The organism is Azospirillum sp. FG154, assembly GCF_057809575.1.
In genome coordinates, this window is the sequence record NZ_JBMDKF010000001.1 from 14,767 (window position 1) to 27,499 (window position 12,733).

The following is a 12,733-nucleotide window of genomic DNA, read 5'->3' on the forward strand; positions in this document are numbered from 1 at the left end:
CTTGCGCGCCTCATCGGGTGGAGCGGGTAGATATCAGCTTCCCGAAGCGCGATCAAGCGTTACAATCACTCTTCCCGAAGAAAATCGACAAAGGGCTGTTTTTTCCCGATGACCACCCCGCCCGCCCCCGGCCCCGCCGCCGCCAGCCAGCCAGCCCCCACCCGTTCCGAGACGGCTGCCCGCCCGCCAATCGAATGGCGCGTCTCCGACGAGCCGGTCCCCTACCCCGAGGCGATGGCGGCGATGGAGGAGCGGGTCGAGGCGATCCGCGCCGGAACCGCCCCGGAACTGGTCTGGCTGCTGGAACACCCGCCGCTCTACACCGCCGGGACCAGCGCGCGGGACGCGGATCTGCTCGACGCCGACCGCTTCCCGGTCTACCGCAGCGGGCGCGGCGGCCAATTCACCTATCACGGGCCGGGCCAGCGCGTGGCCTATGTGATGCTCGACCTCAAGGCGCGCGGCGGCGACATCCGCGCCTATGTCCGCGATCTGGAGGAATGGATCATCCAGACGCTGGCCTCCTTCACCATCAAGGGCGAGCGGCGGGAGGGGCGCGTCGGCATCTGGGTGGACAAGGCCCCCTATGGCGGCGTCCGGGGGCAGGAGGACAAGATCGCCGCCATCGGCGTGCGGGTCCGCCGCTGGGTCAGCTTCCACGGAATCGCCATCAATGTGGAGCCGGATCTCAGCCATTTCGGCGGCATCGTTCCTTGCGGCATCAACGAACATGGCGTGACGTCGATGGTCGCGCTGGGCCATCCGGTGACGCTGGAGGACGTCGATTCGGCGTTGATCGCGGCGTGGCCCACCGTCTTCGGCGGGCCGATGCGCGGCGAGGAGAACGCGGAGGAGGAGGTTACGGCTTCTTGACGCCGCCACCCGTCTTGGCGGGCTGGGCGTTGTTCAGGAGGCGGGCGTCCTGGTTGGTGATCGTCTGAATGGTGCAGGCGGTCGAATCGCCTTCGTGGAACAGGTAGATCAGCTTGCGGTCGGCTTTCTTCTGCGGATCGTAGAGGTTCAACCCGTGCCCGAAGGCGACGCTCAGCACCTCGCCCTTGAAATAGGCCCGGAAGCGCATCGGCGTGATCTCGCGGAAGCGGCGGGCGGCGCAATCCTTGCTCAGCTCTTTCTCGAATTTTCCCGCCTTGCGCCAATCCTCGTTGGAGCGGATCGTCACCCATTGCGGCGGCATCGGGAACTGCACCATCGGCGGGGCTATCGGCAAATCCTGTCCCGGCGGCACCGGCGACAGGTGCCCCGGCTCGGTGCGCTCCATCATCCCGGCCAGCGCGGGACCGGGCAGAGCGAGAAGAACCGCGACCGCCGCCGCCGCCCAATCCCCTCTCCCCCCCGGGGAGAGGGTTAGGGTGAGGGGGTTCCGCTTGCCGAACCATCCTCGCCGCGCATCCCCCTCACCCCGCCCCTCTCCCCGGAGGGGAGAGGGAGAAATCCGAGAAACGCGATCAAATCCGCACATCGAACCCCTGCTTCTGAATCTCTTTGCCCATGACCGCCGCCGCCTTGCTTCCCTTTTCGCCGAAGGCGGCGGTCAGAACCCCTTTCAGGTCCAGCGACAGCCGCAGCGGCTCGCCATCCTTGGGCGCGTTCTGGGGAGTCAGGGTGGCGCCCCCTTGCAACCCGCTGGGCGCGCTGGTCATGCCCTTTTGCAAGGCGCCCATGATCTTGTCCAACTCGTCCTGGCTGAAACCGTCGGCCTTGATCGTCAGCCCTTCCGACTGGGCGTTCAGCGCCGTGGTCGAGCGTTCCGCCCCAGAGATCGCCGTCTTGCCGTCGGTCACGGCGTAGGCGCTGTCGGACGTCCGCGCCATCGACAGCTTGGCGCGGTCGAAGCTGATCGACAGCGTCTTGCCGCCCTGCTCCAGCGTCAAATCAATGTTGGCGGCCTCGACCGACACGCCGGTCATCGTGCGCTGTTCAGCGTTCGACACCGCGACCGGCTGCGCCGCGCCCGACGGCTGGTCCATGCCGTTGAAGGCGGCCTTGCGCTCCTTGTCGTCGAATTTTCCGGTGAAGCCCTTCACCGCCTCGTCGATCTTGTCGTCGTCCATGCCGAAGGCTTTGAGCATGCGGCCCAAATCCTCGCCCATGGCCTGCATGACCTGATCGAGCTGGTCGGCGAAGGCGTCGTTGTACTCCTTCAGGCCGTCCAACTGGCTGAGCGCGTCGTCGGCCTGGGCGACCCCGGCCTGGGCGTTGGCCCCGGCCCCGTCGGCCAACCCGCGCAAGGGCTTGGTCAAATCCTCCAGACTGGCGCTGAGCAGGAAAGCGGGGTCGGAAGGATCCTTCGGCTGGGCGGCGTCAGCCTTTTTCGCGCTGGCGTCGCCGGTCTTGCCGTTGGCCTTGTCGCGCGCCTCCGCCGCCTTGGTGAAGGCGTTGGACAGCATGGTTTTCAAACTGCCGATGTCCGACCCGACCACGAGCGCCTCCCACCTTGACGCGTTGCTTCGCTTGATCGTGCGACCGGCACGGTTAGCGGAGTCCTAATGCGGGCTTACGCCGTCGCCCGCTGCTCGAATCCGCCCGGCCCCGGATCATCCGCCGCCGAGACCGTCACGCCGCTGACCCGCGCCGACGGCGGGCCGCCTTGGCAGGCCGACAGCATGCGGTCCACCGCGTCCTCCGGCCCGGCGAACAGCGCCTCGACCGAGCCGTCGGCCCGGTTGCGCACCCAGCCCGACAGGCCGAGCGCGCGGGCCGTCTCCACCGTCCAACCACGATACCACACGCCTTGCACCCGCCCGCTGATCCGGGCCAACACCGCCTTGCGCGCTTCGTCCATCATTGCGTCCGTCATCGTCGCCCCTGCCGCTCCGCCGTTACGCGGAAGCCTCTACCCGCTTGCGCTCCTCCTCGTCCAGCAAGGCTTTGCGCGACAGTTTGCCGATCATGGTTTTCGGCAGCTCGTCGCGGAACTCCACCTGTTTGGGCATTTCAATCGGCGACAGCTTGTCCTTCAGGAAGTCGATCAGCGCGTCCGCCGTCAGGCTCTGGCCGTCATCGACACGGACATAGGCCTTCACCGTCTGGCCGCGATACTCGTCGGGGACGCCCGCCACCACGCATTCGGCGACGGCCGGGTGCAGATAGATCGCCTCCTCCACATTGCGCGGGTAGACGTTGAAGCCGCTGCACAGGATCATGTCCTTGATGCGGTCCACAATGGTGGTGAAGCCGTCTTCGTCCATGACGCCGACGTCGCCGGTGTGCAGCCGCCCGTCGATCAGGGTTTGCGCCGTTTCCTTCGGCTTGCGCCAATAGCCCTTCATCACCTGCGGACCACGGATGCAGACCTCGCCCTTTTCGCCGATGGGCAGGACGCGGCGCGGTTCGTCCAGGCTGACGATCTCGATCACCGTGCCGGGCAGCGGCAGGCCGATGGATCCCTTCTTGGTCGGGTGCAGCACCGCCGGATTGACGGTGGCGACCGGCGAGGATTCCGACAGGCCGTAGCCCTCGACCAGCGTGCAGCCGGTGGTCCGCTCGAACGCCTCCTTCACCTCCAGCGGCAGCGGGGCGCCGCCGGACATGCAGAAGCGGATCGACGACAGATCATACTCGGCCAGCCGCTTGTGATGGTTGATCGCGGTGTAGATGGTCGGCACGGCGGGGAACAGGGTGATCCGCTCCTTGGCCAGCGTCTCCATCACCTGGTCCAACTCGAAACGCGGCAGCAGGACGATTTCCGCGCCGATGTGCAGGCCGAAATTCATCACCGTGGTCATGGCGAAGACATGGAACAGCGGCAGCACGCCCAGCAGCTTGTCCGCCTCGTCGGGATCGTTCGGGCGGCAGGCCCGCGCCTTGTACCAGACGGCGCACTGCACCGTGTTGGCGTAGAGGTTGGCGTGGGTCAGCATCGCTCCCTTCGGCACGCCGGTGGTGCCGCCGGTGTATTGCAGCACCGCCACATCCTCGCGCGCGTCGATGGCGACCGGGGTCGGTCGTCCGTCATTGTCGATCAGCTTGGCGAAGGGCAGATGGCGGTCGTCGTTGGGAATCGCCGCGATCTCCGCCCGTTTGGCGATGGGAAACAGCCAGTTCTTCGGGAAGGGCAGGATGTCGGCCATCTTGCAAATGACCAGCCGCTTCAGCCGCGTTTCCGTCAGCATCCGCGCCATCTTGTCGTGCAGCAGCTTCAAATCCAGCGTCACCATCAGGCTGATGTCGCTGTCGTTGATCTGGTGGATCAACTCGCGCTCGGCGTAGAGCGGGTTGAAATTCACCACCACGCCCCCGGCCTTCAAGATGCCGAAGAAGCAAATCACGTAATAGGGCGTGTTGGGCAGAAACAGCCCGACCCGCGTTCCCTTGACGACGCCCGCCGCCTGGAAACCGCGCGCCGCCTTGTCCACCAATTGGCCGATGGCGCGGTAGCTGTATTTTTTGCCCAGAAAATTCACACAGGTCTGGTCGGCGTGGCGGGCCACCGCGTCGTCGATCAACGAGGGCAGCGGCAGGGCCGGAATCGGCATCGCCCAATCCACCCCCGGCGGGTAGGAGGCCAACCACGGAAAATCGGTTGCAAGCTTGGCCGCGTCGCCCATGCGCGTTCACTCCCATCTGCGTTTTTCGGGGGCCATTCTCAGACGGCCGTTGCGGCAATCCTATACCCTATAGGGCAGGCCTGTCCCGTTTGACTTGCAGATGGTGATGGGAACGCCACGGACAAGGGAAGGAAAAGGTCAGCGCAGGCGCTGCGCCGTCTCCACCGCCATCCATTCGGCCAGCGCCGCGTCCTCGCCATCGGTGAAGACGGCGACCGACAAGGGTTGCGGACCAGGAAAATGATAGGCTGCCGGGGTGATGCCCGGACCGCCGCCGGTGTGCCCCCAGGAACTCCCCGCCTGTGGATCCAACTCCACCATCAAGCCCAGCCCATAGGACGGTTCGACCCAGGGCCGACCGCCCATCGGCGCGTTGACCGGCAGGCCCGCGCGCATCCGTCGCGACAGCGAATCGGGCAGATAATCGGGGTTGGACAGGCCATGGACAAAGCGGGCGGCGTCCTGCGCCGTCATGGCGACCACGCCATGGGCCACCCAACCGGGATGGTAAGGTTCGGCGACCGGGGATTCGCCAAAGACCGAACTCGGACCAAACAGCAAGCCGTCGAGATCCTTCGCCCGCTCCGCCACATTGGCCGAGGTCAGACCCAGCGGTCCGAACACCTCTTGCCGCAGCACCGCGTCAAAGGGCGCGCCGCCCGCCCGCGTCAGAAGACGACGGATCAGCAGATAGCCGATGTTGGAATAGGCGAAGGCGCCGATGGGCGGCCCGACGACCCCGCAACGGGCGAGAAACTCCGCCTCGCTCCACGGCGCCTGGCCAGCCGCCACCGCCGCGTGATAGTCCCGCCGCCCGCCGTAATCGGGCAGCCCGGCACGATGCCCAAGGATCCGCGCCACCGTCACCGACTCCGGTCGGTCGGCCAGCTCCGGCAACCAAACCTCCGCCGGGCCGTCGAGATCGACCACGCCGCGCGCCGCCAAACGCAACACGGCGGCGGCCATCATGCTTTTGGTCAGGCTGTAAACCAGCCCCCGAACGTCGGGCGACGGTCGGATCGCCGCCTCTCCGCGACGAGCCAGCCCGACGGTCCAACTGCGCGCGCCGGTGTGAATCGAAATCACCGCCACGCGGGCTGTCCCGCCACCGCTCGCCATTCCCGCCGTGGAGGCCGCATCCTCGTTCAACAGGCCTTGCAGCGTGTCGATCAACACCGCCATCCGGGCTGGATCGTCCAACGCGTTGGCCATCGCCTGTTCCTTTCCCATCATCCATCGCATCCACAGCCGTGACGCTAAGAATGAGGAAATTTCAGCCCAGAAACAGTGGGTGCGCTCCCATTGGGGGCGCGCGCAAGGGGGACGTTAACCAAACTCAAAAATCTCCGGCCTCGCCGACCGGCCACGTCTTTGGAGCCGACCATCATAATAAGGGAGAAACCGATGTTGATCGGATGAAAATTAAGCTCATAGTGACGGACCATTGTTTTGTTGGCGCAACAAATGAGTGGAGCTTCCACAAATTACGCCGCGCCGCACAAACACACAGAACTCCAAGCTATTCCAAGGGAATACAAGGAGGCTTATCGTGCTCCAAATCAAAGCCTTTTTGGCGCTGTTCGGTGTCTGCTGCGCTGCGTTGTTCGGCCCGTCTGGGCTGTCGATCCCGACGGCTCAGGCGCAAACCGCCGTCCTGCGCATCGCCACAGACCAGGAAAAGGAAGGCGGCTACCTCGTCGACATCACGCAGGCCGCGTTCCAGCGCGCCGGGTATCAGGTCGAGTTTTCCTTCGTTCCCTGGGCCAGGGCCTTGGATGGGACGATCAAGGGCCATTACGACGTGCTGATGGCCGCTTATTTCACCTCGGAACGCGCCAAGCTGATCGCCTACACCGAGCAGATCGGCTCAGTGGAGGTTTATTTTTGGAAACGGGCCGACGCCGTCATCCCCTACAACAGCCTGGACGACGTCAAGAATTTGACCATCGGTTTCGTCCGCAACTCGGTGGTCAACGACGAGTTCAACGCCCGTCTGCCGACCCTCAACATCGAATACGCGAACAACGGCGAGATCAATCTGCTGAAACTCATCGCCGGAAAAATTGATCTGTTCGTCGAAAAACGGGAGTTGGTCGAAGTTCTGTTGAGCAAGAAACACCCCGCCGATCAAGGCAAGGTTCAGCCGCTGGGCGCGCCGTTGATGTCAGGGAAATTTTACAATTGCGTGTCGCGCGTCCGTCCCGATTGGGAAAAGATCCTGGCGGATTTCAACGACGGCTTGCGCGCCATCCGCGCCGACGGCACGGAAAAAGCCATTTTGATGAAACACGGTCTGGCGACAAGCTGACGCCAGCCCCCTTGACGGCGACGCAAGGCCAAGGAGCGGAAACCCCACCCCTTGGCCTTTGGGCGCGCCGTCAGTCCCGCTTGACCGTGTCGCTGTTCAGCGCCGCTTGCGCTGCGGCGAGACGAGCGATCGGCACGCGATAGGGTGAGCAGGACACGTAATCCAGCCCAATCGACTCGCAGAAGGTGATCGACGCCGGATCGCCGCCATGCTCGCCGCAGATGCCCAGCTTGATGGTTGGGCGGGTCGCCCGACCACGCTCAGCGGCAAGACCGATCAACTCGCCCACGCCGACGGTGTCGAGCGTTTGGAACGGGTCATGCTCCAGGATGCCCTGGCGCTGATAATCCGGCAGGAAATTGCCCGCGTCGTCGCGCGACAGGCCGAAGGTGGTCTGCGTCAGATCGTTGGTGCCGAAGGAGAAGAACTCCGCCGCCTCCGCGATGTCGCCAGCCCGCAGGGCGGCGCGCGGCAACTCGATCATCGTGCCGACCAGATATTCGATCTCCTGGCCGGTCGAGGCCTTGACCTCGACGGCGGCCTTGTCGATCACCGCCTTCAGGATGTCGAACTCCTTCTTGGTCATGACCAGCGGGATCATCACCTCCGGAATCACCGTCGAACCGCTGGTCTTGGAAACCTCGGCGGCGGCGGCGAAGATGGCGCGGGCCTGCATCTCGTAAATCTCCGGGTAGGAGATGCCGAGACGGCAGCCGCGATGACCCAGCATCGGGTTGGCTTCGTGCAGTTGCGTCACGCGATGGCGCACCCGCAGCGGATCCGTGCCGGTGGCCTTGGCGACTTCCGCCATGTCCTCGTCCGTGTTGGGCAGGAACTCGTGCAGCGGCGGGTCGAGCAGGCGGATCGTCACCGGCAGCCCGGCCATGATCGTGAAGAGATCGACGAAATCCCGCTTCTGGAACGGCTCCAGCTTGGCCAGCGCCGTGCGGCGGCCCTCTTCGCTTTCCGCCAGGATCATTTCGCGCACGGCCAGGATGCGGGCCGGATCGAAGAACATGTGCTCGGTCCGGCACAGACCGATGCCCTCGGCCCCGAACTTGCGCGCGGTGCGGGCGTCCAGCGGGGTTTCGGCGTTGGTGCGGATCTTCATGCGGCGGATGCTGTCGGCCCAGCCCATCAGCGTGGCGAAATCGCCCGACAATTCCGGCTGGATCGTCGGCACTTCGCCCAGCATCACCTCGCCGGTCGAACCGTCGATGGTGACGACGTCGCCGTCCTTGATGGTGACGCCGCGCACCGACATCTGCTTGGTCTTGTAGTCGATCCGCAACTCGCCGGCGCCCGACACGCAGGCCCGGCCCATGCCGCGCGCCACGACCGCCGCGTGGCTGGTCATGCCGCCCCGGCTGGTCAGGATGCCGCGCGCCGCGTGCATGCCGTGGATGTCTTCCGGCGAGGTTTCGATGCGGCAGAGGATGACCGAATCGCCCACGGCGGCCATCTGTTCGGCCTCGTCGGCGTTGAACACCACCTTGCCCGACGCCGCGCCCGGCGAGGCGGGCAGGCCCTTGGCGATCACCTTGCGGTCGGCCTTGGGGTCGAGCGTCGGGTGGAGCAACTGGTCGAGCGAGGCCGGATCGATGCGCTTGACCGCCTCGTTCTTGTCGATGACGCCCTCGTTGGCGAGATCGACGGCGATCTTCAGCGCCGCTGGCGCGGTGCGCTTGCCGTTGCGGGTTTGCAGCATGAACAGCTTGTTCTGCTGGACCGTGAATTCGATGTCCTGCATGTCGCGGTAATGCAGTTCCAGCTTGAGGCGAACCTCGTTGAGCTGGTTGAACACCTCCGGCATCACCTCTTCCATGGCGGGGAGGTCGGACTTGTTGGCGATCTTGCCCGCGACGGTTAGATGCTGCGGCGTGCGGATGCCGGCCACCACGTCCTCGCCCTGGGCGTTGACCAGATATTCGCCGTAAAAGGCGTTCTCGCCGGTGGACGGGTTGCGGGTGAAGGCCACGCCGGTGGCGCAATCTTCGCCCATGTTGCCGAACACCATGCATTGCACGTTGACGGCGGTGCCCCAGCTCGCCGGGATGTCGTGCAGGCGGCGGTAGGTGATGGCCCGCGCGTTCATCCACGAACCGAACACCGCGCCCACCGCGCCCCACAATTGTTCCTGGACGTCCTGCGGGAAGGGCGTGCCGAGTTCGCGTTCGACCGCCTTCTTGTAATCCTCGATCACGGCCTGCCAGTCGGCGGCGCTCAGATCGGTGTCGAGGCTGTAGTTCTTGTCGCGCTTGTGACCGTCGAGGATGTCCTCGAAATGGTGATGCTCCACGTCCAGAACGACGTTGGAGTACATCTGGATGAAGCGGCGGTAGCTGTCATAGGCGAAACGCCCGTCGCCCGAGCGCAGCGCCAGACCGCGCGCCGTGGCGTCGTTGAGGCCGAGGTTGAGGACCGTGTCCATCATGCCCGGCATCGAGGCCCGCGCGCCCGACCGCACCGAGACCAGCAGCGGATTGGCCGGATCGCCGAATTTGGCGTCCATCGCGTTTTCCAACCGGGCGATGGCGTCGGCCACCTGGGTTTTCAGCTCCGGCGGATAGGCGCGACCGTTGGCGTAAAAATAGGTGCACAGGTCGGTCGTGATGGTGAAGCCGGGGGGAACCGGCAGGCCCAGATTGGCCATTTCCGCCAGGTTGGCGCCCTTGCCGCCCAGCAGATTCTTCATCTCGGCCCGTCCTTCGGTGGCGCCGCCGCCGAAGCTGTAGACCCACTTGCTCTCACCCTGGCTCGCCATCGCAGAAATCCTCGCTCGCCCAATGGTCATCCGGGACCGGCCTCGCGTGGTCAACGCAATTGACCGGCTGTCCGCTGGCGCCACCTTCTATCGCCCCAGCCCCGGGGATACAAGCCGGTCGCGCGCCAAAGCGCCGCTTCAGGCCATCCCCCATGCGTAGGGGAGGCTTGCGAATCCAGCAATTCCGGGCGGGACGCCCCAGTCACGCCGCGTCGGCGGCCTCCGCCAGCCCAAGAAAGGCCGGAAGCTCATGAACGACGACGAAGGTCGGGATTGGTTCCAGGAAGGCCCGCATCCGCCCCTTGTCGAGAAAACGCTCACGGAAGGCCGACCGCTCGAACAGCGGCCCCAGCTTCGGCACGATGCCGCCCGCGATGTAGACGCCGCCGCGCGCGCCCAGCGTCAGCGCCAGATTGCCCGCCACCGTGCCCAGCATGGCGCAGAACATCGCCACCGCCTCGACGCACAGCGAATCGCTGTCGGACAGGGCCGACTCGGTGATCTGGGCCGGGGTCCATTCCACCGCGCCGCCGCCCTCCAGCGCCGTCAGCGCGCTGTGCAGATTGACCAGCCCCGGCCCCGACAGCACCCGTTCCGCCGAAACATGGCCGAAGCGGTCGCGCAGATGCGCCAACACCGCGCCCTCCCGCTCATTGGCCGCCGCCATGGTGACGTGTCCGCCCTCCCCGGCCAGCGCCGACCAGCGTCCATCCGCCCCCGGCACCAGCCCCGACACGCCCAGCCCGCTGCCCGGCCCCAGAACCGCGACGACGCCGCCCGGTTTGGCCTCGCCGTCGCCGATCAAACGGCGGTCGCTGCGGGCCAGACGCGGCACCGACAGGGCCACGGCGGTGAAATCGTTGATGACCGCCAGCCCGTCCAGCCCCAAGGCGTCGCGCGTCCGCCCGATGGAAAATTGCCAGACCAGATTGGTCATGGCGACGTGATCGGACGTGACCGGCCCGGCGACGGCGAAGGCGCCACGGCGCGGGCGACCGGGCGTCCCTGCCTCGGCCAGCCCGACCGCCGCCAGATAGGCGCGCGCGGCGTCCTCCAACGACGGATGGTCGGCGCAGCGCAAAATCCGCACGTCGCGGATGTCGCGCCCCTCGATCAGGCCAAAGCGCGCGTTGGTGCCGCCGATGTCGGCGACCAAAATCGGGGGAGATGCGGTGTGGGTCATGGGTCCGGCCTGCGGTCAACAGGGTCTTTGGGAGGAGCGGAGACGAAAGAGCCGTCCCTTGGCGTGAGCGCCCCTGTGAATCCTTGCGAATCTGGCACGCCGCGCCGCCCTTGGCGACCAGTTTTACATGTTGCGTCGCAGCAATTTTTGGATGGAGTCTGCTTTGTCAGTCACACGATCACGATACTTTAGAACCATGACAAATAAGAATAATTTTTTATCTCTTGAAGCCGAAAGCCCCCAGGATCATATTGTGCAGTGCGGCATCGGTTCCGTCCTCGACGGGGCCGCTGGCGTAACGCACTTCTTGGGCGTTTCCTCCCTAGACTTGAGGCCGCAGGTTCGCCCTGCGGCCTTTTTTCTGGCCGCCGCGACGCGATAGGGGAGAAAACGCCTCAGCGCGGTTCCAGCCCGTCGCCCGGCAACGCGCCCAGCGTGTTGACCAGTTCGCCCATGTGGCGGGCCAACACGTCCAGGAAGGGCAAGCGGGTCAAGGCGGCCTCGTCCATGTACAGCGCCCGGGCGATCTCGATCTGAAGGGTGTGGACGCCCTGGCGCGGGCGTCCGTAATGGCGGGTGGTGTAGCCCCCGGCGTAGGGGTTGTTGCGGTTCACCCGATAGCCCAGCCCCGACAAAAAGCCGTCGGCGGCGTCGATGATGGCGGGGGCGCAGGCGTTGCCGTAGCAATCGCCCAGCACGATGTCGGGCCGGTTGCGCCCGCGATCCGGCGCCGGGCCGGGCGACGGCATCGAATGGCAATCGATCAGCAGCGCGTGGCCAAAGGCGGCGCGGGTGTCGTCCACCAGACGGCGCAAAGCGTTGTGGTAGGGGGTGTAGCAGGCGTTGATGCGGGCCTGCGCCTCGGCGAAGCGCAGGCGGCGCTTGTAGATGTCCTCGCCGTTGGCGACCACGCGGGCGATGGTGCCAAGCCCGGCGGCGACGCGCGGCGAGCGGGTGTTGACGTAGGCGGGCAGCGGATCGACGAACATGTCGGCGTCGAGTTCATAGGCCTCGCGGTTGGCGTCCAGATAGGCGCGCGGAAACAGCGCCCGGATCAACGGCACGCCCAGCGCCGGGGCGAAGGCGAAGATCTCGTCGACGAAGCAGTCTTCCGATTTGCGCAGCGCCCGCGCGTCGAGCCGCGCGGCGGCCAGGAAATCCGCCGGATACTGGTTGCCGCTGTGCGGCGAGGCCAGCACGAGCGGGTGGGTCTGGCGCGTCGGGGCCAGAATGTCAAAGGCCGGAATCCGTCCGGCGTCGGCGTCGCTGTGCGCATCCATGATGGGTTCTGATGTACTGGAGGCGGCGCGCCCTGTCACGAACCGGCGCCCGTCCCAGCGCGCCTTCGCCGAAAAAACGCGCCGCTCGCCACAAAGCGAAACAAAAGGCTTGCCAGCCCGCGCGGATGCGGCTAAAAACCCGCCCACGCCGAACGGAGCGTCGCTGACAGCGCCGCGCCGAACGACGACAAGGATGGGCGCGTAGCTCAGCGGGAGAGCACTACGTTGACATCGTAGGGGTCACTGGTTCAATCCCAGTCGTGCCCACCATCCACGAGGCCCCAAGGCGAACCCTTGGGGCCTCGACCATTTTCGGAGCCTTCTTTTCGCTCTTGCGCCGGTCGTCGGTCGTCTCGTGTTTTTCTCGCGGTTTTCGCGTCAACAGCGCTTGCGTCATTCGGTTGGTTTGCGTATAAGGCGCGCTCCCTTGCGCGGGTGTAGCTCAGTTGGTTAGAGCGCCGGCCTGTCACGCCGGAGGCCGCGGGTTCAAGTCCCGTCACTCGCGCCATCATGGTCTCGTAGCTCAGCGGGAGAGCACTACGTTGACATCGTAGGGGTCACAGGTTCAATCCCTGTCGGGACCACCATTCACGAGGCTCCAAGGCGACCCCTTGGAGCCTCGACCCATTT

General features: G+C 65.7%; 10 protein-coding genes and 3 tRNA genes. 5 read left to right on the forward strand and 8 right to left on the reverse strand.

The features are described 5' to 3' along the window. Nucleotides 1-189: 189 nt before the first annotated feature. Entirely contained in the window at nucleotides 190-873 is a 684-nt protein-coding gene (gene lipB / locus ACODS4_RS00090; RefSeq protein WP_488860300.1) for a lipoyl(octanoyl) transferase LipB, read from the forward strand. Here lipB and ACODS4_RS00095 read toward each other — a convergent pair. The 5 genes from ACODS4_RS00095 to ACODS4_RS00115 all read right to left on the reverse strand — a co-directional run bounded on the left by ACODS4_RS00095 (nucleotide 860) and on the right by ACODS4_RS00115 (nucleotide 5,801). Beyond that, a complete protein-coding gene (locus tag ACODS4_RS00095) occupies nucleotides 860-1,282 on the reverse strand; it encodes a hypothetical protein (RefSeq protein WP_488859552.1) in 423 nt (140 codons plus the stop codon). The genes lipB and ACODS4_RS00095 overlap by 14 nt on opposite strands. Before the next feature lie 184 nt (nucleotides 1,283-1,466). Continuing rightward, complete coding sequence (locus tag ACODS4_RS00100; protein ID WP_488859554.1) at nucleotides 1,467-2,441, reverse strand: hypothetical protein; 975 nt, start codon at nucleotides 2,439-2,441, stop codon at nucleotides 1,467-1,469. A 74-nt stretch (nucleotides 2,442-2,515) separates the two neighbouring features. Then, nucleotides 2,516-2,818 (reverse strand): acylphosphatase, encoded by a 303-nt coding sequence (locus ACODS4_RS00105; RefSeq protein WP_488859556.1) that lies wholly within the window; start codon nucleotides 2,816-2,818, stop codon nucleotides 2,516-2,518. Nucleotides 2,819-2,840: 22 nt separating this feature from the next. Next, nucleotides 2,841-4,568, reverse strand: coding sequence for a long-chain-fatty-acid--CoA ligase (locus ACODS4_RS00110; RefSeq protein ID WP_488859558.1), 1,728 nt, complete (start codon nucleotides 4,566-4,568; stop codon nucleotides 2,841-2,843). A 138-nt stretch (nucleotides 4,569-4,706) separates the two neighbouring features. Further along, the gene (locus tag ACODS4_RS00115) at nucleotides 4,707-5,801 is read right to left on the reverse strand and encodes a serine hydrolase domain-containing protein (RefSeq protein ID WP_488859559.1); all 1,095 of its coding nucleotides are present in this window, start codon (nucleotides 5,799-5,801) and stop codon (nucleotides 4,707-4,709) included. 316 nt (nucleotides 5,802-6,117) lie between these two features. Here ACODS4_RS00115 and ACODS4_RS00120 point away from each other — a divergent pair, with 316 nt between their 5' ends. Beyond that, nucleotides 6,118-6,876 carry a substrate-binding periplasmic protein gene (locus tag ACODS4_RS00120; protein WP_488859561.1) on the forward strand — a complete coding sequence of 253 codons (759 nt, stop codon included), beginning with the start codon at nucleotides 6,118-6,120 and terminating at the stop codon, nucleotides 6,874-6,876. Nucleotides 6,877-6,946: 70 nt separating this feature from the next. On the opposite strand, the gene ppdK is transcribed toward ACODS4_RS00120, so the two are convergent. From ppdK to ACODS4_RS00135, 3 genes are all read right to left on the reverse strand, one after another. Then, complete coding sequence (gene ppdK / locus ACODS4_RS00125; RefSeq protein ID WP_488859563.1) at nucleotides 6,947-9,640, reverse strand: pyruvate, phosphate dikinase; 2,694 nt, start codon at nucleotides 9,638-9,640, stop codon at nucleotides 6,947-6,949. A gap of 202 nt (nucleotides 9,641-9,842) precedes the next feature. Then, nucleotides 9,843-10,823 (reverse strand): glucokinase, encoded by a 981-nt coding sequence (locus tag ACODS4_RS00130; RefSeq protein WP_488859565.1) that lies wholly within the window; start codon nucleotides 10,821-10,823, stop codon nucleotides 9,843-9,845. A 395-nt stretch (nucleotides 10,824-11,218) separates the two neighbouring features. After that, nucleotides 11,219-12,103, reverse strand: a complete 885-nt coding sequence (locus ACODS4_RS00135; protein WP_488859567.1) for an N-formylglutamate amidohydrolase — start codon at nucleotides 12,101-12,103, stop codon at nucleotides 11,219-11,221. Between the two features lie 195 nt (nucleotides 12,104-12,298). Here ACODS4_RS00135 and ACODS4_RS00140 point away from each other — a divergent pair. The 3 genes from ACODS4_RS00140 to ACODS4_RS00150 all read left to right on the forward strand — a co-directional run bounded on the left by ACODS4_RS00140 (nucleotide 12,299) and on the right by ACODS4_RS00150 (nucleotide 12,690). Further along, nucleotides 12,299-12,373, forward strand: a tRNA-Val gene (locus ACODS4_RS00140). A 161-nt stretch (nucleotides 12,374-12,534) separates the two neighbouring features. Further along, nucleotides 12,535-12,611: transfer RNA gene (locus tag ACODS4_RS00145), tRNA-Asp, on the forward strand. Nucleotides 12,612-12,615: 4 nt separating this feature from the next. After that, nucleotides 12,616-12,690 (forward strand) — tRNA-Val (locus tag ACODS4_RS00150). Nucleotides 12,691-12,733 lie beyond the last annotated feature (43 nt).

What these genes read in the sequence shown, in the direction of transcription:
- ACODS4_RS00095 (WP_488859552.1), bottom strand. Translation starts at nt 1,282, where the DNA reads ATGATGGAGCGCACCGAGCCGGGGCACCTGTCGCCGGTGCCGCCGGGA.
- ACODS4_RS00130 (WP_488859565.1), bottom strand. Translation starts at nt 10,823, where the DNA reads ATGACCCACACCGCATCTCCCCCGATTTTGGTCGCCGACATCGGCGGC.
- ppdK (WP_488859563.1), bottom strand. Translation starts at nt 9,640, where the DNA reads ATGGCGAGCCAGGGTGAGAGCAAGTGGGTCTACAGCTTCGGCGGCGGC.
- ACODS4_RS00115 (WP_488859559.1), bottom strand. Translation starts at nt 5,801, where the DNA reads ATGATGGGAAAGGAACAGGCGATGGCCAACGCGTTGGACGATCCAGCC.
- ACODS4_RS00110 (WP_488859558.1), bottom strand. Translation starts at nt 4,568, where the DNA reads ATGGGCGACGCGGCCAAGCTTGCAACCGATTTTCCGTGGTTGGCCTCC.
- ACODS4_RS00105 (WP_488859556.1), bottom strand. Translation starts at nt 2,818, where the DNA reads ATGACGGACGCAATGATGGACGAAGCGCGCAAGGCGGTGTTGGCCCGG.
- ACODS4_RS00135 (WP_488859567.1), bottom strand. Translation starts at nt 12,103, where the DNA reads ATGGATGCGCACAGCGACGCCGACGCCGGACGGATTCCGGCCTTTGAC.